The sequence below is a fragment of the Nocardia sp. NPDC004568 genome (genome assembly GCF_040609955.1).
GTDB lineage: Bacteria > Actinomycetota > Actinomycetes > Mycobacteriales > Mycobacteriaceae > Nocardia.
The window spans coordinates 1-19,843 of record NZ_JBEXLL010000023.1; the positions used below are offsets into that span (position 1 = coordinate 1).

The 19,843-nt window shown below is 68.6% G+C and carries 22 protein-coding genes, 1 pseudogene and 1 riboswitch; of the genes and pseudogenes, 9 read left to right on the forward strand and 14 right to left on the reverse strand.

Features of this window, described 5'->3' with window-relative positions:
• Positions 1-435: 435 nt before the first annotated feature.
• Positions 436-741, reverse strand: coding sequence for a hypothetical protein (locus ABZV91_RS13275; protein WP_355239992.1), 306 nt, complete (start codon positions 739-741; stop codon positions 436-438).
• Between the two features lie 492 nt (positions 742-1,233).
• Between ABZV91_RS13275 and ABZV91_RS13280 the strand changes: the two genes are divergently transcribed.
• A complete protein-coding gene (locus ABZV91_RS13280; RefSeq protein WP_355239994.1) occupies positions 1,234-2,607 on the forward strand; it encodes an alpha/beta hydrolase-fold protein in 1,374 nt (457 codons plus the stop codon).
• A 243-nt stretch (positions 2,608-2,850) separates the two neighbouring features.
• Positions 2,851-4,197, forward strand: a complete 1,347-nt coding sequence (locus ABZV91_RS13285) for a DUF2252 domain-containing protein (protein WP_355239997.1) — start codon at positions 2,851-2,853, stop codon at positions 4,195-4,197.
• 36 nt (positions 4,198-4,233) lie between these two features.
• On the opposite strand, the gene ABZV91_RS13290 is transcribed toward ABZV91_RS13285, so the two are convergent.
• Complete coding sequence (locus tag ABZV91_RS13290) at positions 4,234-5,043, reverse strand: IclR family transcriptional regulator (RefSeq protein ID WP_355240000.1); 810 nt, start codon at positions 5,041-5,043, stop codon at positions 4,234-4,236.
• A 64-nt stretch (positions 5,044-5,107) separates the two neighbouring features.
• On the opposite strand from ABZV91_RS13290, the gene ABZV91_RS13295 reads away from it, so the two are divergent.
• Genes ABZV91_RS13295 through ABZV91_RS13310 form a run of 4 tightly spaced genes read left to right on the forward strand, consistent with a single transcriptional unit; the run spans position 5,108 to position 8,981 of the window.
• The gene (locus ABZV91_RS13295; RefSeq protein ID WP_355240003.1) at positions 5,108-6,265 is read left to right on the forward strand and encodes a cupin domain-containing protein; all 1,158 of its coding nucleotides are present in this window, start codon (positions 5,108-5,110) and stop codon (positions 6,263-6,265) included.
• Entirely contained in the window at positions 6,262-7,092 is an 831-nt protein-coding gene (locus ABZV91_RS13300) for a fumarylacetoacetate hydrolase family protein (protein WP_355240006.1), read from the forward strand. Before ABZV91_RS13295 ends, ABZV91_RS13300 begins: the two co-directional genes overlap by 4 nt.
• Complete coding sequence (locus ABZV91_RS13305) at positions 7,089-7,715, forward strand: maleylpyruvate isomerase family mycothiol-dependent enzyme (RefSeq protein ID WP_355240009.1); 627 nt, start codon at positions 7,089-7,091, stop codon at positions 7,713-7,715. The genes ABZV91_RS13300 and ABZV91_RS13305 overlap by 4 nt, the downstream gene beginning before the upstream one ends.
• Positions 7,716-7,727: 12 nt before the next feature.
• On the forward strand, positions 7,728-8,981 hold the full coding sequence (locus ABZV91_RS13310) for an FAD-dependent oxidoreductase (protein WP_355240012.1): 1,254 nt from the start codon (positions 7,728-7,730) through the stop codon (positions 8,979-8,981).
• 230 nt (positions 8,982-9,211) lie between these two features.
• Here the strand turns inward: ABZV91_RS13310 and ABZV91_RS13315 are convergent.
• The 5 genes and pseudogenes from ABZV91_RS13315 to ABZV91_RS13335 form a co-directional block, all read right to left on the reverse strand.
• A pseudogene (locus ABZV91_RS13315) lies at positions 9,212-10,764 on the reverse strand (AMP-binding protein).
• Between the two features lie 257 nt (positions 10,765-11,021).
• Positions 11,022-11,831, reverse strand: coding sequence for an ABC transporter ATP-binding protein (locus ABZV91_RS13320; RefSeq protein WP_355240015.1), 810 nt, complete (start codon positions 11,829-11,831; stop codon positions 11,022-11,024).
• On the reverse strand, positions 11,824-12,678 hold the full coding sequence (locus ABZV91_RS13325; RefSeq protein ID WP_355240018.1) for an ABC transporter permease: 855 nt from the start codon (positions 12,676-12,678) through the stop codon (positions 11,824-11,826). The genes ABZV91_RS13320 and ABZV91_RS13325 overlap by 8 nt, the downstream gene beginning before the upstream one ends.
• Positions 12,656-13,690, reverse strand: a complete 1,035-nt coding sequence (locus tag ABZV91_RS13330; RefSeq protein WP_355240021.1) for an ABC transporter substrate-binding protein — start codon at positions 13,688-13,690, stop codon at positions 12,656-12,658. Before ABZV91_RS13330 ends, ABZV91_RS13325 begins: the two co-directional genes overlap by 23 nt.
• Complete coding sequence (locus tag ABZV91_RS13335) at positions 13,687-14,397, reverse strand: TenA family protein (RefSeq protein ID WP_355240024.1); 711 nt, start codon at positions 14,395-14,397, stop codon at positions 13,687-13,689. The genes ABZV91_RS13330 and ABZV91_RS13335 overlap by 4 nt, the downstream gene beginning before the upstream one ends.
• Positions 14,385-14,480, reverse strand: a riboswitch (TPP riboswitch). (Overlaps the previous gene by 13 nt.)
• 211 nt (positions 14,481-14,691) lie before the next feature.
• Between ABZV91_RS13335 and ABZV91_RS13340 the strand changes: the two genes are divergently transcribed.
• The 3 genes from ABZV91_RS13340 (at position 14,692) to ABZV91_RS13350 (ending at position 16,664) form a co-directional block, all read left to right on the forward strand.
• Positions 14,692-15,405 carry a hypothetical protein gene (locus ABZV91_RS13340; protein WP_355240027.1) on the forward strand — a complete coding sequence of 238 codons (714 nt, stop codon included), beginning with the start codon at positions 14,692-14,694 and terminating at the stop codon, positions 15,403-15,405.
• Between the two features lie 90 nt (positions 15,406-15,495).
• Positions 15,496-15,813 carry a DUF2795 domain-containing protein gene (locus ABZV91_RS13345; RefSeq protein ID WP_355240030.1) on the forward strand — a complete coding sequence of 106 codons (318 nt, stop codon included), beginning with the start codon at positions 15,496-15,498 and terminating at the stop codon, positions 15,811-15,813.
• Between the two features lie 56 nt (positions 15,814-15,869).
• The gene (locus ABZV91_RS13350) at positions 15,870-16,664 is read left to right on the forward strand and encodes an SDR family NAD(P)-dependent oxidoreductase (RefSeq protein WP_355240032.1); all 795 of its coding nucleotides are present in this window, start codon (positions 15,870-15,872) and stop codon (positions 16,662-16,664) included.
• Positions 16,665-16,795: 131 nt separating this feature from the next.
• On the opposite strand, the gene ABZV91_RS13355 is transcribed toward ABZV91_RS13350, so the two are convergent.
• The 7 genes from ABZV91_RS13355 to ABZV91_RS13385 all read right to left on the reverse strand — a co-directional run bounded on the left by ABZV91_RS13355 (position 16,796) and on the right by ABZV91_RS13385 (position 19,839).
• Positions 16,796-17,440 carry a LysE family translocator gene (locus ABZV91_RS13355; RefSeq protein ID WP_355240035.1) on the reverse strand — a complete coding sequence of 215 codons (645 nt, stop codon included), beginning with the start codon at positions 17,438-17,440 and terminating at the stop codon, positions 16,796-16,798.
• A gap of 142 nt (positions 17,441-17,582) precedes the next feature.
• A complete protein-coding gene (locus ABZV91_RS13360; RefSeq protein WP_039829106.1) occupies positions 17,583-17,888 on the reverse strand; it encodes a gas vesicle protein K in 306 nt (101 codons plus the stop codon).
• Positions 17,885-18,076, reverse strand: a complete 192-nt coding sequence (locus ABZV91_RS13365) for a gas vesicle protein (RefSeq protein ID WP_039829105.1) — start codon at positions 18,074-18,076, stop codon at positions 17,885-17,887. The genes ABZV91_RS13360 and ABZV91_RS13365 overlap by 4 nt, the downstream gene beginning before the upstream one ends.
• On the reverse strand, positions 18,073-18,861 hold the full coding sequence (locus tag ABZV91_RS13370; RefSeq protein ID WP_355240039.1) for a GvpL/GvpF family gas vesicle protein: 789 nt from the start codon (positions 18,859-18,861) through the stop codon (positions 18,073-18,075). Before ABZV91_RS13370 ends, ABZV91_RS13365 begins: the two co-directional genes overlap by 4 nt.
• Entirely contained in the window at positions 18,858-19,250 is a 393-nt protein-coding gene (gene gvpJ, locus ABZV91_RS13375; protein WP_355240042.1) for a gas vesicle protein GvpJ, read from the reverse strand. Before gvpJ ends, ABZV91_RS13370 begins: the two co-directional genes overlap by 4 nt.
• Positions 19,247-19,576 carry a gas vesicle protein GvpO gene (gene gvpO / locus ABZV91_RS13380; protein ID WP_355240045.1) on the reverse strand — a complete coding sequence of 110 codons (330 nt, stop codon included), beginning with the start codon at positions 19,574-19,576 and terminating at the stop codon, positions 19,247-19,249. The genes gvpJ and gvpO overlap by 4 nt, the downstream gene beginning before the upstream one ends.
• The gene (locus tag ABZV91_RS13385; protein ID WP_355240048.1) at positions 19,573-19,839 is read right to left on the reverse strand and encodes a gas vesicle protein GvpG; all 267 of its coding nucleotides are present in this window, start codon (positions 19,837-19,839) and stop codon (positions 19,573-19,575) included. Before ABZV91_RS13385 ends, gvpO begins: the two co-directional genes overlap by 4 nt.
• Positions 19,840-19,843 lie beyond the last annotated feature (4 nt).

Sequence of the window (19,843 nt, forward strand, 5' to 3'; positions counted from 1 at the left end):
GGCCCATACTCACCCAGGCGACCGACATCGGTCGCGCTTTCGCCGCGGCCGGCCGCCCGGGGCGGGGGGCGACTCCCCCCCGGCCCGCGCCGGGCGGCGCGGCCACTCGGCCAGTGCACCGGTTTCGTTCGCCCGGTGGCGCCGACGTCGAACTCCAGGTCATTCGGCGGCCCGACGACAGGGGTTCCCGTCCCTGCCCGAGGGCGTCGAGTACATCCGCGGCCGTTTCCGGAGGGCCGCGGCGCGGATCCGCGCTGATTGCCGCAGGTAGCGGTAACCGACGACCTCCCGGGCTTCGAACTGCCTCGGCATCCGGCCGATGCGCTCCGCACCGCCCGAGCGCCGGTACCGGACCTGTCGGTCGAACCCGCCTTCCGTCCCACACGGCGTGGTGGTTCGGCCGCCCGGTCCACCGTCCGGACGCCGACGACCGGCTCAGTCGTCGTCCGGTTCGACCGACAGCACCGTGGCCGTGCTCATATCGACCGTCACCTCGTAGCCGGCACCGTCACGGGTCCGGAGGTCGACCTCCAGTTCGGGAGCACCGCTGGACAGGTCGACCTCGACGGATTCGACCGTCGCCCCCATCAGCGCCTGCCGTGCCGCTTCCAATGACTGTTCGTCGGGCGCCGGCTGCGCGGCCGCCGCGGCGGAACCACCCCAGACGAGGATTGCCGCGAGCGCCGCGCCCGCCCCCCACCGCCGTATCCCGCCCCTGTGGTGACCGATCGTGTACATCACTGAGTCCTCCTCGATATATCGGTGGCCGGATCCGCGCAGTTACCGCGTAGTGCGTTGTTTGCGCTGGTAGGACGTACTGCGCATGCTGAACTACCCACTTCGGGACGTCCTACGCATCGTCGACATCGCGGCGGGTGACCCGGTGGGAAGCAGGCGCATATCGCGGGGGGTGTCAGGTGGCACCGGTCGATCGACGGCTGCGGGCGTCGCGGGGCGAACACTCAGCTCCGGTCCGGGTTGCGGAACCGGCCACAGGCCCGGGCCCGGTGTCGCTGCTCGCCGCGGCCTTCGGAGTCAGGAGAACAGGCGCGCAAAACCCCGCGACCGGAAGTGCTTGCGGTCACACCCGATCGATCGGAGCGCCGCCGATCTTGCCACCGAACTCCGCCGTCGGGCAATTGTTTTCGCTGCACATACAGTTTTGTGAAGTACTGGACAACGAATTACCCGCGTTGGAGACTAGAGCAATATGCTATCGAAGGGGTGATTCGAATGGTCAGAACTCATATGGTTGTCACGGGGGAAACTTTGCCCGACTTGGCTTTACGCTTCTACGGTGACGCCGGACTACACCGCCTGATCACCACCGCCGGCGCGATCACCGAGCCCGACACCCTCCACGTCGGGCAACAATTGATCATCCCGGATTTCACCCGGCACACGGCGGTCGCCGGGGACACGCTGCCGGACTTGGCTCTACGCTTCTACGGCGACGCGGGACTACACCGCCTGATCACCACCGCCGGCGCGATCACCGAGCCCGACACCCTCCACGTCGGGCAAGAACTGATCATCCCCGAGATCATCAGATACAAGGTACGCGCGGGGGACACGCTGCCGGAGTTGGCATTGCGCTACTACGGCGACTCCTCGTTCTCCCCGCTGATCGCCGCCGTGAACGGCCTCGCCGATCCCGAGGTCGTCGGCGTCGGCGAGGTACTGGTGATATTCGTCGGACGCGGCGACGGATTCGGACTGACGATCGTGGACCGTGACGAGAGCGACCCTCGAATGTGGTATTACCGCTTCCAGACAGGTGCGATCGGTTGGAACCCAGGGGTCAACGTCCTGCTCCCCGACGACTACTCGACCAGTGGACTCACCTACCCCGTCCTCTATCTCTTCCACGGTGGCGGCGAGGATTTCCGCCAGTTCGACTTTCTGGGTATTCGTGACCTCACCGCCGGGAAGCCGATCATCGTCGTCATGCCCGACGGTGGGCGCGCGGGCTGGTACTCCAACCCGGTCAGCTCGTTCGTCGGCCCGCGCAATTGGGAGACCTTCCACATCGCCCAGCTGCTCCCCTGGATCGACGCGAATTTCCGCACCTACGCCGAGTACGACGGCCGCGCGGTCGCCGGGTTCTCGATGGGTGGCTTCGGCGCGCTCAAGTACACGGCCAAGTACTACGGTCATTTCGCTTCGGTCAGCAGCCATTCCGGCCCGGCGAGTCTGCGTCGCGATTTCGGCCTGGTGGTGCACTGGGCGAACCTGTCGTCGGCGGCCGTGGAACTGGGCGGCGGCACGGTCTACGGTGCGCCGTTCTGGAACCAGGCCAGGGTCAGCGCCGACAACCCGGTCGAGCGGATCGACAGTTACCGGAACAAGCGGATCTTCCTGGTCGCCGGCACCAGTCCGGATCCGGTCGACTGGTTCGACAGCGTGAACGAGACGCAGGTGCTGGCCGGCCAGCGGGAATTCCGGGCGCGCTTGCGCGACGCCGGCATCCCGCACGAATGGTACGAGGTGTCCGGCGGCCACGTCTTCCGGCCCGAGATGTTCGCCATCGACCTCGATGGAATCCTCGCGCGGCTGCGGCCGGCGGCTGCCGTGTCGTCCTCGCATGCGACGCCGGGGGCTGCGTGAACAACGCTATCGGCGGCCTCCGCTCCGGCCGCGGCGTGTGGGGCCGCTGTTCATGCTGTATTTCGCTCTCTACAGCAGGACGCGGCCGGTCGCCGGTTCGCCGGACGAGGAATTCGCCGCGCTCGCCGTAGCGGGGGGCACACCGCGGAACGGGTTCTGGCACGATCGAATCCAGCGCCTCGGTGGCCCGGCGCCGGGACGGCAACGAGATCATGACGAGAGGACGGGGCCGAGATCGTGGGTATGGACGACGGGACCAGCGAGGACAGTGCGGGCGATCGTAAGGCCGAGATCGTCGAGGTCTTCACCGACGCCTTCGGCGACATGATCGCCGCCGACCCCGACGCGTTCCGCAAGAAGTTCCGCAAAATGGCGGACAACCCGTTCGCCTTCTACCGCGGGTCCGCCTGTCTGTTCTACAACGATATGGCCGCCACCGAGGACCGGTGGGCCGATGAGCGCACCGGCAGGATCTGGATCCAGGGCGATCTGCACGCGGAGAATTTCGGCACCTATATGGATTCCGCCGGCCAATTCGTCTTCGACGTCAATGATTTCGACGAAGCGTATCTCGGCGCGTTCACCTGGGATATCAAACGGTTCTGCGCCAGCGTGGCGCTGCTGGCCCGCCGCAAGACCGTCTCCGATGCCGATATCGAGGCACTGACCACGACTTACGCGCGCTCTTATGTGCGGATGGTGCGCGCCTTTCACGAGGGCACCCAGAACGAGCAGGATTTCAAACTGCATCTGCGCAATACCGAGGGCCCCGTGCACGATGTGTTGCTGGACGCCCGGATGAACACCCGCACCGCGCTACTGGCGAGCACCACCATGGTCGAGAACTACGAACGCCGATTCCGGCCGGGCAAGGATGTCCGCTCCCTGAACGAAGAAGAGCACGCCCTGGTGCTGGACGCCTTCACCGGATACCTGGAGACGATTCCGACACATAAGCGGTTTCGGAGCATCACCTACCAGGTGAAGGATATCGTCGGCCGAAAAGGCTTCGGGATCGGGTCGGCGGGGCTGCCCGCGTACAACATCCTCGTCGAGGGGCAGACGGAGGCGCTGGAGAACGACGTGATCCTGTCCATGAAACAGGGGAATATCGCCGCGCCCGGCCGGATCGTGCAAGACGAGCGGATCCGAGATTATTTCCGGCACCACGGGCACCGCACCGCCGTGTCCCAGCGCGCCCTCCAGGCACATGCCGACCCCTGGCTCGGCTACACCGAGATCGGCGGCAACGGATATATCGTCTCCGAACTCTCACCGTACGTACACGACCTCGACTGGTCCGATCTCACCGAGCCGGAGGAAATGCAACCGGTGATCGAATATCTCGGCCAGGCGACCGCGGGTATGCATTGCGTCTCCGACGCCGACTCCGATCAGACACTGGTCGATTTCCAGAGCGAAGAGGCGATCATGGCGGCCATCGGCTCCGACGAGGACGAATTCGTGCGCGATATGGTGGATTTCGGCCAGTCATACGCTCTTCGCACGCGCACCGACCACGAGCTTTTCGTCGATGCGTTCCGTAACGGCGAGATCCCCGGACTGGAGCGATCGACACCGATACTCTGACCACCGCCGCGGTGACGAGTGTGGAGCCGGCCTCTCCTACTCGTGCCGCCCGGGCTGCGGCGGCGTTCCTCGGTCGGCGCCTCGGTCCGCTTCGATCCCGCCGGCGGCCCGGTGCAAGGTAGCGACCAGGGTCGGTAGCCGACTCGGGAGGTAGCGGACCGAGGGCATCGATACCGACAGACCCGCCAGCGCGGTCCCGTCCGCCTCCCGCACCGGAACCCCGACCGCGACCACTCCGCGCTCCGACAGCCCGTCGTTCAGCGCGAACCCCGCCCGGCGCACCTTGGCGAGCTGGGCGCGCAGACTCGGCAGGTCCGGTCGCTCGTCGGGACGCTCGGCGTACCGTGCTTCGTCGTAGAGCTCGTCCAGCTCGGCCGGTTCGAGTTCCGCGAGCAGCACCAGACCGGCGGTCGTGCGATGGGCCGGGAAGACCATCCCCTCCCTCGACCCCACCCGCAGCGCCTGCCGGCATTCGACACTGGCGATGAACCGAGCCGTGTCCCCCGCCCGAATCGTCAGGTTCGCCGACTCCCCCACCAGATCGACCAGCCGTTGCAGATGGGGCAGCGCGGCCGCCCGGAGCCGGGACGTCCGCGATTGTGAATGCGTGGCCAGCTCGAGCACCGGCCCCGGGTGGTAGACCCGCTGCTCGTCCTGCACCGCGAAGTCCCGATACACCAGCGTCTGTAACAACCGATGGGCCGTCGACCGCGCCACCCCGAGCCGTTCGGCGACCTGACTGACCGTCGACCCGCCCTCCAGCTGCAGCATCACCGCTGCCCGCAGCGCGTGGTCCGCGCTGGTCACGACGTATGCCGGGGGCGTCTTCGGTGCCGTGGTGCTCATACTTTCCGTTCTGCTCTCCAGAATTAGCTGTTCTGCTTTCTCGGCAAGGGCCACTGTAGGCGATATGAGCACCACTGACACCCCCGTCCGCCTGCGGGCGGTCGCGGCGCCGGACCAGCCGGACGTCACTCCCGCCCTGGAGGAGTTGTACCGCGGTTTCGAGCAGGAGTTGCTGGTTCCGCTGTGGACCGAGATCGGTGATCTGATGCCGGCGCATCCGCGGTCGCGGGCGGTGCCGCATCTGTGGCGGTGGGAGAATCTGCTGCGGCTGGCGGCGCAGGCGGGCGATATCGTGCCGGTCGGCCGCGGGGGTGAGCGGCGGGCGATCGCGCTGGCCAATCCAGCGCTCGGTGGGCGGCCGTTCGCGACGCCGACATTGTGGGCGGCGATCCAGTATCTGATGCCCGGGGAGGACGCCCCGGAGCACCGGCACACGCAGCATGCCTTCCGGTTCGTGGTGGAGGGTTCGGGGGTGTGGACGGTGGTCGGTGGCACCGGGGATACGGCGCGCGGGGACGCGGTGCCGATGCGGCGCGGTGATTTCCTGCCGCAGGCGGGGTGGAACTGGCATGCGCACCACAATGCGACCACGGAGCCGATGGCCTGGATCGATGGACTGGACATTCCGTTCCAGTACGTCATGGAATCGCAGTTCTTCCAGTTCGGGCGCGCGGAGATCAGCGCCGCGGAACGGATCACGCCGGAGCGGTCGCGGTCGGAGCGACTGTGGGGGCATCCGGGGTTGCGGCCGCTGTCGGTGGGTGCGGTGGCGCCGGGGTCACCGCTGCTGGCCTACAAGTGGGAGCACACGGATGCCGCGTTGACCGATCAGCTGCTGTTGGAGCAGGAAGGGTACGGCGGGACCGTCGAACCCGGGCACGCGGCGGTGCGGTTCTCCAATCCGCACGACGGCACCGATGTGCTGCCGACCATGCGAGCGGAATTCCACCGGGTCACCCGCGGTTCGGAAACCGCGCCGGTCCGCGAGACCGGGTCGTCGGTGTATCAGGTGTTCGACGGGTCCGGCACGGTGACCGTGGGAGACACGAGTTGGTCGGTCACCCGCGGTGACCTGTTCGTCGTCCCCTCGTGGGAACCCTTCTCCGCCAGATCGGAAGCCGGATCCACCGATTCCGATTCCGGCGCCCTGGACCTTTTCCGTTTCTCGGACGCGCCCGTTTTCGAGGCGCTCCGGCTCGACCGTCAGGAGATCACCCGATGAAACTCGCCACCCTGCGCGTCGACGGCGGCACCCGCGCGGTGCGCCTCGACGGTGACACGCTCGTCGACCTCGGCTACGACGACCTCGGCGCCCTGTTCGCCCACGACGATTGGGCCACCCGCGCGGCCGAGGCCACCGGGCGGACGTGGCCGGCGGCCGGCGCGGATTTCGCCGCGGTGGTGCCGAACCCGTCGAAGGTGATCTGCGTCGGGCACAACTACACCAACCACATCAAGGAGATGGGGCGCGAACTCCCCGGCTACCCCACCCTTTTCCCGAAGTTCGCCGACAGCCTCATCGGGCCGAACGATCCGATCGTGAAACCGGCCGAGACCGACGCCCTGGACTGGGAGGTCGAGCTGGTGGTGGTCGTGGGCAAGCCGGTGCGGCGGGCCACCGAGACCGAAGCCGCGGCGGCCATCGCGGGGTTCACCGTGATGAACGATGTATCGGTGCGGGACTGGCAGTTCCGGACGATCGAATGGACGCAGGGCAAGATCTGGGATTCCTCCACCCCGGTCGGACCCTATGTCGTCACCCCGGACGAGGTCGGCGGGGTGCGGCCGGCGCTCGAGGTCGAGACGCTGGTCGACGGGCAGGTCATGCAGCACGACGACACCGGGACGCTGCTGTTCGACCCGGTTCACCTGGTGCAGTACGTGTCGACGGTGATCCGGCTGAACCCCGGGGACATGATCGCCACCGGCACCCCGGCGGGGGTCGGTCACGCCCGGGACCCGAAGGTCTACCTGGTCGGCGGGGAAACCGTGGTGACCCGGATCGCCGGGCTGGGGGCGTGCGCGAACAAGGTCGTGAAGGCCTCGTGACCGGGCGGACGCACACCGACTCGCTGAAGTGGGCCGAGCACGGGACGGGGCTGTTCGTCACGCAGGTCGCTCTGCTCGACGACGAGTCGATGTCGGCGCCGAGCCTCCTGCCCGGGTGGACGCGTAAGCATCTGGTGACGCATGTCGCGGCCAACGCGGACGCGCTCGGGAATTTGGTGCACTGGGCCCGCACCGGTGAACGTAGGCCGATGTATTCCTCGCCCGACCAGCGCAATGCCGATATCGAATCGGGCGCCGCGCTGGCCGCGGACGAGCTGACCACCTGGTTGAACGAGGCGGTCCGCAAGCTGTCCGTCGCGATGGAGGCGCTGAGCGAAGACGACTGGCACAACGAGGTCGTCACCGCGCAGGGGCGGACCGTCCCGGCCACGGAGATCCCGTGGCTACGGGCGCGCGAGGTGTGTGTCCATGCGGTGGATCTCGGCACGGGCACCACTTTCGCCGACCTCCCCGACGAGTTCCTCTTCGCGCTCGTCACCGACATCCGGGGCAAGCGCGGACTCGACGAAATCCCCAGTGGGCCGCTTCCCGAGGTCGCCGCCTACCTCGCCGGTCGTCCCCATTCCCTCGCCGATGTCCCCGACCTCGGCCCCTGGTTGTAGAGGAGGCTCATCGTGAGCACCCCTGACGTCGTCCTCGTCGGCGGCGGTATCGGCGGGCTGAGTACCGCTTTCGCACTGGCCCGGCTCGGCCTGCGGGTGCGAGTCCTGGAGCAGGCGAAACAGTTCGGTGAGGTCGGGGCGGGGATTCAGCTCGCACCCAACTGCACCCGCATCCTGAACGAGTACGGTCTGCTGGACGAGGTGAAGGCCCGCGGGGTCGTTCCCGACCGGATGGTGATGCGGGACGCGGTCGACGGAAGCGAACTGACCTCACTCGATCTGCGCGATCTGGAACGCGAGTACGGCTTCCCGTACCTGGTCATCCACCGCAGCGATCTGCACGCGCTGTTCTTGGAGGCGTGCCGGGACGCGGGTGTCGAACTGCTCACCGAACAGCGCGTCGTCTCCTACACGCAGGGCGATGGGAAAGCCGGTGCGACAACGCAGGCCGGTGCGGTCCACGAGGCGAATATCGTGATCGCGGCCGACGGGTTGCATTCCGTCGCGCGCACGCTGGTCACCGACGACCGGCCGGTGTCCTCGGCCTATGTCGCCTACCGCGGTACCGTGCCGATCGCGGAGGTGGACCGGCCGGTGGACCTCTCCGAAGTGGTCGTCTATGTCGGTCCGCGCTGCCATTTCGTCCACTACGGGCTACGTGGCGGCGATCTGCTCAATCAGGTCGCGGTCTTCGAATCCCCGAAGGCCGTCGCCGGACTCGACGATTGGGGCACTCCCGACGAACTCGATGCCGCCTTCGCCGCGACCTGCGATTTCGTCCGGGATCGACTGCCGGACATGTGGCGGGACAAATGGTGGCGGATGTACGACCGCGATCCGATCGACACCTGGGTCGACGGACGGATCGCGCTGCTCGGCGATGCCGCCCACCCACCGCTGCAGTACATGGCGCAGGGCGCGATCATGGCGATCGAGGACGGGTGGGTACTCGCGGAACACGTGCGGCGGCGGCGTGGCGTCGACGGCGCGGTCGACTGGATGGGGGCACTCGCGGCGTACGAGGCGGTCCGGCCGGAACACTGCCGGCGGGTGGTGCTGACGGCCCGGGCGTGGGGTGAACTCTGGCATCTCGACGGGGTCCGGCGCGCGCAGCGCAATGTGCTGCTGCGGGAGCGCGCGGTAGACGACTATTCGTTCACCGACTGGATCTATGGTCCGACAGCCCTGTTTCCCGGAGACGAGCCCCCGATGTTCCAACCGATACCGCTCGACTCGGCCGACCGAGTGCCTGCCGGGCCCGCGTAGTCGCCCAGTACCGGAAGCGCCGACCGGTCGGCCCGCGAGCCGATTCGCCGACGGGCGTCCTCCGCCCCCGCGCATCCGGCTCATCCGGCTGTGGCGGCCCGCTCCCTTGCCGCCGCCACAGCCACGCGACACGATGCCTGGACCCTCGGCGACGAACCCTGCGTCATGATCGACTGGCAGGGGGTCGCCGACTACGCCAAGCGGTGAGCTTCGCGCAAGCCCGCCGGATATCAGTTGACCTGGCGGCCGCGGCCGCTCCAGTACGGTGCGCGCAGTGTGAACTTCTGGAGCTTCCCGGTCGCGGTCCGGGCCAACTCGCTGCGGAACTCCACGGAGGTCGGCGCCTTGTAGCCGGCCAACCGCTGTTTGCACCAGGCGATCAGTTCGGCCTCGGTCGCGTTGCTCGCTTCGGCGTCCGGGGCCAGCACGACCAACGCTTTGATGGTCTCGCCCCACTTCTCGCTCGGTACCGCGATCACCGCCACCTCCGCGACAGCGGGATGGGAGAACAGACAGTCCTCGACTTCGATCGAGGACACGTTCTCGCCGCCGGTGATGATCACATCCTTTTGCGGTCGGCGATGGTCAGGTAGCCGTCGTCGCCGAGGGTTCCGCCGTCGCCGGTGTGGAACCATCCGCCGGCCAGCGCGGCCGCGCTCTCCTCGGGGCGGTCCCAGTAGCCCTCCATCACCACATTGGACCGGGCCAGCACCTCGCTCGACCCCTCCTCGGGTTCCTCGGCCCGCAGCCGGACGCCCAGGGCCGGTGCCCCGGCACGGGTCAGCTTCCCGGCCCTGGTCTCCGGATCGAGGTCGTCCCATTCCGCCCGGGAACGGTTGACGGTCAGCAGCGGTGAGGTCTCGGTCAGGCCGTAGATCTGGATGAACTCCCAGCCGAGTTCCTCCTCGACACGGGCGACGGTTCTCGTCGGCGGCGGCGCCCCGGCCATGATGATCCGCACCCGGTCGCGGCCGGGGATATCGCCCTCCCAGGTCTGTGCGGCGTCGAGCACCGCGGCGGCGACCGCGGGGGCGGCGCACAGCACCGTGACGCCGTGATCGCGCACCCGGCGCAGGATCTCGGCCCCGTCTATCTTGCGCAGGACGATGTGGCGGGCACCGACGCCGGTCATCGCGAAGGGCATGCCCCAGCCGTTCGCGTGGAACATCGGCAGGGTGTGCAGATAGACGTCGCGGTCGCTGATCGTGGTGTGCAGGCCGAAGGTGACGGCATTGACCCAGATACTGCGATGGGTGATCTGCACGCCCTTGGGGCGGGCGGTGGTCCCGGAGGTGTAGTTGATGGTGGCGGTGGCGGATTCGTCGGGTTCCCACGGCCGCGGTACCGCCCCGGGGGCGGCGTAGAGGTCGGTGTCGTCACCCAGCACGAACTTGTGCTCGCAGTCGAGCTCACCGAGCGAGTCCGCGAGTTCCGGGTCCACGTACAGGGCCCGGGCCCCGGAATTCTCGACGATATAGCGCACCTCGTCGGGGCGCAGGCGGAAGTTGATCGGGACCAGCACCCGGCCCCAGCCGCTCACTCCGAAGAACGAGGTCAGCAGCCGACTCGAATTATGGCTGACCAGCGCGACCCGGTCCCCGGCCCCGATACCCAGTTCGTCGAGGCGGGTTGCCTGTCTGCGGGCGAGGTCGGCGACCCCGGCGTAGGTCAGCGAACCCTGGCCGGGCGCGGGCTGGGCGGGTTCGTCGACGATACCGATCCGGTCGCCGTACACGGTTTCGGCGCGGTCGAGGAAATCGGAGACACTGAACGGAACGAACATGGCCCTCCTACGGATCTCGCGTGCCCCGGGAGGCGATGCTGCGGACCTTCCGGCGGTCCGACGATTGTCTCGCCGAACCGGCCGCGGCGGGCCGGAATTCTTACGGCGGTCCATCCACCCGGCGGCAATCAGCCGGTTTCCTGACCGGGGACCGCCCGGGGAAACGCCCGTCGGGCAGGGCCGGCGCCGGAGCCGCCGCCGCGGACAGGGCACCCAGACCATCCTGGACCACCGGCCGACGAATTCTCCGAGTGGCCTCAATGGTCTCGCTGAGCGAGCGCGTGCCGTGCTTCCTCGTGGAGTACGTCGAGCAGGTCCTGCTCCAGGGCCACGAACTCGGGGGTCGTGATCATCGACAGCTCCCGTGGCCGCGGCAGCTCGACGCGCACGTCGCGGCGCACGGTGGCCGGTCGCGCCGACAGCACGATCACCCGGTCCGACAGGTACACCGCTTCCCGGATGTCGTGGGTGATCATCAGCACCATCCAGCGGTAGCGCTGCCAGACCTCCTGGAGCCACGCCTGCATCTCGGTACGGGTCAGCGAGTCCAGTGCGCCGAACGGCTCGTCCAACAGCAACAGTTCGCGTTCCTGGACCACGGTCCGCAGCAATGCGGCCCGCTGCCGCATACCGCCGGAGAGCTGGGACGGCCGGGCGTCCTCGAATCCGGACAGTCCGAAGACCGGGAACAGTTCGCGGGCCCGGCGCCGGGCCTCCGGCTTCGGGACGCCCTGCACCTGTAATCCCAGGACGGTGTTGTCCAGGACGGTACGCCACGGGAACAGCAGATCCTTCTGCGGCATATAGGCGCAGTGCGGTGCCGTCGGCTCGCCGTCGCTCGTGCCGAAACGAATACTGCCCGAGTCGGGGGTTTCCAGACCGGCCAGCATATTGAAGACGGTGCTCTTGCCGCAGCCGCTCGGGCCGATGACGGAGACGAACTCACCCGGCTGCGCGGTGAACGACACACCGCCGAGCACCTGCCGGTCGGGTCGGCGCCGGCCGGGCCGCGGAAACGATTTGGTGAGACCGTCGACGACGATCCGGTGCCCGCGCGCCTCAGTCACGTCGACTCCTGTTCTCCGCGCGGGACCACGGTGCGACCAGCCGTTCGATCGCGAAGGTCAGCAGATACAGCGCGATACTGAGCAGCGCGGTCACGAGTACCGCCGCCAGTACCAGGTCGGTGCGGAAGGAGTTCTTCTGCAGACTCATATAGATGCCGAGGCCCGCGCTGGCCCCGACGTATTCGGCGAAGACCGCGCCGACCACCGCATAGGTGATCCCGATCCGCAATGCGGTGAAGAATCGGGGCACCGCGGACGGCAACCGGACGTAACGGAACACCTGGACCCGGGACGCGCCCATACTGCGCAGTAGCGCACCCGCCTCGCGGTCGGCCGCGGCGAATCCCTCGATCAGCCCGATCGCCATCGGGAAGAAGGTGACGAGTGCGACGACCAGCACTTTCGGGAGCAGTCCGAAACCGAACCAGATGATCATCAACGGCGCTATCGCGATGATCGGCAGGGTCTGGGAGGCGACGAACAGCGGTACGAACGCGCGCCGCAGCCACGGCGAGAAGTCGACCACGACGGCCAGCAGCCAGGCCAGGCTCAGCGATACCGCGAATCCGGCCAGTGTCACCTGGAGGGTGGCGGCGGCATGGACCCCGATCTCGGCACGGTGCGCCCACCCCTGCGCCACGACCCGCGCCGGCGACGGCAACAGTTGCGGACGAATACCGCTGACCTCGACATAGACCTGCCACAGCACGACGAGCAGTGCCACCGTCACGACGGAGGGCAGCACCCAGCGGATCCCGGTCGCCCGGCCCGGCGCGGGCCGGGCGACCGGCTCGGTTTCGGGCGCGGTGTCCGGTTCGGCGTGGTCAGGGAGCGGCGAGGTAGTCATTGGTGAAGTAGCTCGACCAGTCCGGTTCCTCGGTCAGCCGGGCGCCGTCGGGACCGGTCAGCAGGCCCTTGTCGTACAGGAAACCGGAATTCGCCGCCCACTGCTCCCGGGTCTGGGCGCCCACCCGGCCGCCGGGGCCCTTCATGAATTGCTCGGCCAGCATCCGTTGGCTCTCGACGACCAGGCCCTCGTCGTTGAACGCGCCGGGGTTGGCGGCGAGAAGGTCCGCCGCGGCGGCGTCCGGGTCGTCCGCGGCGAACTGGTAACCGCGCTGCAAGGCCTGCACGAACTTCCGCGCGCGGTCGGGGTTCGCGGCCAGCCAGTCCTGATTGGCGTCGACCACGATGGCGTACGCGTCCGGGAAACCGAAGTCGGTGTACCGGAAGTACCGCATCGGCGTGCCGTGGTGCTCGGCTTCGATCCCCTCCCAGCCGAGATAGGAGACGGTGAAGTCGGCCCGGCCCGAGTAGACGGCCTCGTAGGCCGAGGTGCCCAGAGTGACGGTCGTGAACTCGCCGCGGCCGCCGTCATTGCGGATCACCTGCTGGAGCGCTTCCACCTCGCCGGGGTCACCGAAGCCGGCATAGGTCTTGCCGTCCAGGTCCTTGGGGCGCGTGATGTCGGCGCGGTCGGCCTTCACGCCGATTCCGGTCGCCCAGTGTCGCAGCGGTGCGAGCACGGACAGCGTATGCGCTCCCGAAGCCCGGGCGAAGGTCGACGAGTTGTGGGTGCTGATACCGAATTCGGCGTTACCCGCGTCGATGACCGTATCGACCGCGGTGTTGTTGTACGGCAGGATCTGCACATCCAAACCGGCCTCGGCGAAGTAGCCGCGCTGCTGCGCGACGAACAATCCCGTGTGGTTGGTGTTCGGGGTCCAGTCCAGGGCGAAACGGATGGTCTCGCCGTCGCCGGGCCCCGCGGAGCAGGCGGTGAGCGCGGACAGCGCCACCACGGTCGCGACCGCGACCGCGACCGCGACCGCGAGAGCGCGGCGCAGGCGGCCGCTCATGCGGCGGGCCAGGGCTGCGGATACAGGGCGGTGTCCCAGAACATCAGCTCGTAGCGGGTGGCCACGGTGAACGCGGTCGCCATGGCCGCGCGGTCGCGCTCGCTCGCGGCCGCGGCCGCCGCGTCGACGAACGACCGGGCCGCGGTCGCGGATTCCTGGAACTCCGCGGCGCCGTAGGTGGACACCCATTGGGCGTACGGATGGCCGGGGTCGGCCGCGAGCACCTCGGCGGCGCTCGCCGCCAGACCTCGTCCGACTTCGGCGTATATCCAGAAACATGGCAGCGCGGCCGCCGCGCCCACGGCGTAGGACTCGGTCGCGGCGGTGGCGATCAGGTAGGAGACGTAGCCCAGGCAGGCCGTCGACGGTTCCGGCTCGCCCTCCCTGGCGGGGAGCCGGCTGTCGCTGAGCAGGTCGTTGTGCAGTTCCGCCTCGACGGCCACCGCCGTGGCCGCCGAACCGGCCCAGAACTGCGCGGCCTGCGTATCGGGCGACTTGGCCGCGAGCAGGGCCAGCACCTTCGAATAACCGGCGAGATACAGCGAATCCTGCTCCACATAGGTACGGAACACCTCGAGCGGAAGGGTACCGTCGCCGAGCCGGCGCAGGAACTCTAGTTCATCGATGGCACCACGCAGGTCTTTCGTCCGATCCCAGAGGAACTCGGTGAATCTGCCGGATTCGGTGGTGTGCGCGCGTGAAGCCAAGACATTCCTTCGTCAGCATTACCTGGACAGGTTCTCGGGTATGTTCTCAGCCCCACATGCGCGGAGCACCCCGTGTCAGAACGAATCCGACCATAACAGCTGAGCGGCCCGCGATGGGCGGTAGGTCGTACCGCGATCGGCCCATCGCGATGGCCGCGTGCCCGGCGGCGTCGCGTGGACGTGCGCGAACAGGACCGCATCCTGACCCATGTGCGCCAGCAACGGTGACATTATCGCGACCATTTCGTAATCTAACAGTGATCTTGTCGTCGAGCGTTACGAGTAGTCACCAATATGCCTGGTCAACACCGCAAACCGGCCCGAGCGAGAAAGATCGCGCCGCTGGCCAGAAGCGCGATCGCGGCGACGGCGGTGATCGCCTTGTCGGTGACGGCGCGCCCCGGCCCGGACGCGCAACCCGCCGCGGCAGCGGTCGACGCGGCCGCCGTCCCCACCGCCGGTCCCGGCACGCCCCCGGAGACGGCGACGAGCGCGCCGGACGCGCCGATACCGGTGGCCGGCCTCGGCCGGGTTCCCGAGACGGCGCCGAACGCGCCCGGTGCGCCCCCGGCTCCGGTGGCCGCGGCCGCTCGACCTCCGGAGCCTGCCCGGTACGCGAAACGCCACGCGCCTCCCGCGCCTCCCGTCATCCCGTGCTCCACCGAACTCGCCGGCGCGCGTCCGCAGGTCGCGCAGGTCGGCCACCTGATCGACCAGACGTTCGGCGTCGGTGATATCGGGGGTGCGAACGGCCGCTACGACGGCGATCACGGCGCGGGTCTGGCGCTCGACTTCATGACCTCCGACCCGGCCCGCGGCGACGCGATCGCCGACTTCGTGCTGGCCAACAAGGAGCGCTTCGGGGTGACGTATGTGATCTGGCAGCAGCGATACAACGACGGCAGCGGCTGGTCGTACATGGAGGATCGCGGCGACCCGACCGCCAATCACTACGACCACGTCCACGTGTCGTTCGACTCGACCGCCGATATCCATGTGACCTGCTGACGCACTCCGCCGTTTCGGGTTAGCGGCGGGCCGGATGGGTACCGCGCCACCGCACACACCCGATCGTCGAGGCGAACAAGGAGGACGACGATGGTCGCAACCGATGCCGATCGAGTCCGGGCGGCACTGTCCGACGCGGATTTTCCGGCCGAGAAACCGGACCTGGTGCGCTGCGCGACCCGAGCACACGCCGACAACGACACGGTGCGCGCGCTCAAAGCCATTCCACCGGAGACCTACAACAATCTGCAGGAAGTTCTGCAATCGGTGAACCTGGAACCCCGGCGGTCACCGGCCGACCGCGCCGCCCAACATCGCACCCACAGCCATCCCGGCCTGGCGGAGCAGGAGATCGAGGTTCCGCCCAACCCGATCGCCGAGGAACTCGGATACAACCGCGGCGGCTGACCGAGGCCGGCGTGGCACGGCCGCATGATCCGCGGCCACGTGGGTAGCCGCCGCAGATGACCACGACACATCCCCTTGCTCTCGTCACCGGCGCCTCGAGCGGTATCGGTCTGGAACTCGCCACCGTGTTCGCCGAACGCGGCTATGACGTGGTCATGGCCGCGGAGGATCCGGAAATCGAGGACGCCGCCGAGACGGTCCGTCGCCCCGGGATCGAGGTGCGGGCCGTCCAGGCCGATCTGCGCACGCCCGAAGGCGTGGAACAGGTGTACTCCGCGGCGACCCAGGACGAACGGCCGCTCGACGCGGTCGCGCTCAACGCCGGGGTCGGTCGCGGGGGCAACTTCGCCGACACCGACCTCGACGACGAACTCGACCTCATCGCGCTCAATGTGCGTTCGACCGTGCACCTGGCCAAATTGACGCTGGGCGATATGGTGCGGCGCGACGCCGGTGGACTGCTGTTCACCTCCTCGGTCGCGGCCATGATGCCCGGCGCCGGCCAGGCGGTGTACCACGCGTCGAAATCATTCATCCAGTCCTTCGCCGAGGCACTGCGGGAGGAAGTGCGCGATACCGGGGTGACGGTGACCTCCCTGATGCCCGGACCGACCGATACCGACTTCTTCCGCCGCGCCGGTCTCCTCGACACACCGATGGGGCGGGGCCCCAAGGAGGATCCGGCGCGGGTGGCGCGGCAGGGTGTGGACGCGCTGCTCCGGGACGAACAGAAGGTCGTCGGCGGATCACTGGGCACCCGGGCGCTGGCCACGGTCGCGCATGTGCTGCCCGATTCGGTCAAGGCCACCGCGAGCCGGGTGATGAATGCCGCGCTCCCCCATCATTCCTGAGCCGCGCGCTCGGTTCGCCGGGGACAGCCGCCGGTGCGGTCAGGGCGCCGCTTCCGGTGCCGCGGGCGCCCGCGGTCGGCGCCCGGCCCGGGGACGGTACGCACCGACGGGCACGGGCCCACGCCCGGCGTTCAGCGACCGGAGACGCCCTGCTCCACCGCCACCGACGCACCGAGCCCGACGATCAGCACCCCACCCGCACCCCCGACCGCCTCCAGCCGCTTCGGTGACCGCGCGAACCAGTTGCGCGCCGCGGAGGCGAGCAATGCCCAGGTGCTGTCACAGATCAGCGCGATCACCAGGAACATCGAGCCCAGCACCAGCAGTTGCAGGGGGAGCGATCCGGAGGACTGGTCGGCGAAATGGGGCAGCACGGCGGCGAAGAACACGATCGCCTTCGGATTGGTGACACCGACGATCACGCTCTGCCGGAACACCCGGCGTCCGCTCGCCGGCGCCACGGGCGCGCCCAGCACCTCGCGCAGCGCCTTCCGCTCCCGGAAGGCCTGCACACCGAGATGGATCAGGTACAGCGCGCCGGCCACCTTGACGACCGCCATGGCGGTGGCCGAGGCCGCCAGTACCGCGCCCAACCCCACCGCGACGAACAGCAGGGCGACCTGGACGCCCAGCGCATGACCCAGCACCGAGATCAACGCCGCCCGGCGCCCCAGGGTGAGCGCGCGCCCGATGGTGAACAGCACACCGGGCCCGGGAACGACGACGATGAGGGTGGCGGCGGCCACGAAGGCGAGCAGATTGGCGGCGGGGACCATTCGCGAATTCTATGCCCGGACGGCGGATGCGGCGCTCCGGATCAGCGACCCCCGCCGAGCAGTTCGCGAGCAAGGACTGGCAGGTGTTCCTCGGTGGGTACACCGGGAGTAGGCGCGCGATGAGCCGGCGAATCCGTGCCGGTCACCTGCCGGACGGGTTCTCCGGAAGAAGCGGTCCGAGCGGGCCGAGGTCGATATTGAGGTCCTCGGGGGTGAGACCGAAATGCTCCCGCAGCTCGTCCATGCGCTGTTCGAGCAGCATGAGGGTGGTGCCGATGCGCTCGACCTGATCCTCGCTCAGATCACCGGCGTCCACGCGCCGCAGGGCCTGCCGTTCCATCAGCTGACGCAGCAGCTCCACCAGGGTGAGGACCAGCGTGACCAGGCCGCGTTCCACTGTTTCGGGATCGGTGTCGATACGCGGTGACAGACCGTCGAATTCGGTCATCCGGGTGGCTCCTGTCCCGGGCCGTACAGGGTGCTGACCGAAGAGATCAGCGCCCGCAGTGAAATCTGGACCAGATCGACGTCGGCGATGGCGAGCTTGATATCGCCGGTGACGACGACCCCACCCGCCAGCACCCGGTCCAGCAGATCGACCAGTGCGATGCGGCGCTCGCTGTCGACGCTGTTCACCGCGGCTCGCGTTCCACGCCCGCGAACGAATACGGCGGCCACGGGCCGGTGAGTTCGAGCCGGAGGCCGGGGAATTCGGCAGCGAGGGCGTCGACGGTCGCGGCGAAATCCGCGGCGCGTTCGTCGTCGACCAGATAGGTCCCGTTGAGCACCATCCAATCGCTGCGACCACTCAGCGCGGGATCGGTGGTCGGCTGCCGGCGACCGGCCGCGGCGCGACGGCTCAGCCGGGTATGGATGACCTCCGCACGCTGTGCCGCATCGTGTTCCACGGTCTCCTGGGCGGACAGCTGCGCGCGGCGGCGAGCCAGATACGCCGCGCCCGCGCCTTTGCCGGTGTCTTCGGCACGCGCCTCGGCGACTGCCGCGGTGAGTGCGGCACGATCCCCGTAGACCTTCACACCCCATTCGGTGCGACCGCTGACCAGGACCAGCGCCGCCTCCAGATCCGCCTGCCGGTCCCGGAGCAGCTCCCGCACCCGCTCGTCGTCGAGAAAAACGGTGGCCAGCCGCAACGGTGCCGACGGGGCCCGGCGCACCGCCGCGGACACCACCACATCGTGCGCCCGGGCGGTGGCGGCCAGCCAGTCCAGATCCTCCAGATTCCGGCTCAACGGCTGCTCCCCGAACACGTCGAGCGGTACCGAACCCACGAGCGCGGCCAGCGGCTCGGAGATCACGACCCGGACCGGCTCACCGGCCACTCCGGTGAGCCCGTCGAATCCCGCGGCGGCGTCCGCGGCTGCCGTCACCGCATACAGCCAGACACCGGTCCCGCCCGTCACGGCCGGTCGCTCTCCGGCGATTCGCGACGCTCTTCGACGGCTTCGCGCCGGTCCCGTCCGGCCTCGAGTCGGGCTATCCGATCCCGTAATTCGCGGTTCTCCAACTCGAGGTCACGATCCTGCCGCTCGAGCGTGCGGGCCTTGCTGTTGAGCCACGGGTCGGTCTCCCACCAGTCGATGCCCACGGCCTTGGCGGTTTCCAGGGACGCGACCACCAGTCGCAGTTTGATGGTGAGCAATTCGATATCGAGCAGGTTCACCTGGATATCGCCCGCGATGACCAGCCCCTTGTCCAGGACCCGTTCGAGGATATCGGCGAGGTTGGTCGATTGGTGCCCACCGCCATAGGGCTGCGGCTCGTAGGACCCGCCACCTCCGACCACCGTCATCGCCGGCCTCTTCCGCCGATCTCGGTGCTGCCGCGGGCATAGCGCGCGGTTCTGCGGTAGGCCAGCAGATTCCCGTCGAAGTCGATCTCGACCTCGTAGAGCGCGAGCATATCCGCCGACGAGGGGATGCGGTGGTCCTCGAGCACCTCGATCTCCACCAGCCGGCCGTCTTCGAGCGGCTCCATCGAGGTCACCCCCTCCACCGATTTCGACGTCAGCTCACTCAGGTGCTCGATCGCCGCCGCCGCGGCCTCCCTGGCGGTGAGCGGATGCTCCGGCTCCGGATCCACGTCCGCGGCATCTTCGGTGGTCGATCTGCGGCTCATGGTGACCGTCTCCTCTCACCGGCGGGCGGGAGCCCGCCGGAAGGACGCCTGATCCGGGAGAGAACCTCCCGCAACGCCCGGTCCCGCTCCTCCTCGGAGATGTCACCGGCCGCGGCGGCCTGCTCGATCTCCTCGATATCGCGCCGGACAGCGGCCGGGCTCCGCCACTGCTGATCGACCTGTTCCTGGATCACCTCGCCCAGCCAGATCACCCCGCGGACCGGAGCCAGCGGCAACAGGACGATCGACGACAGCAGTCCCATGTCC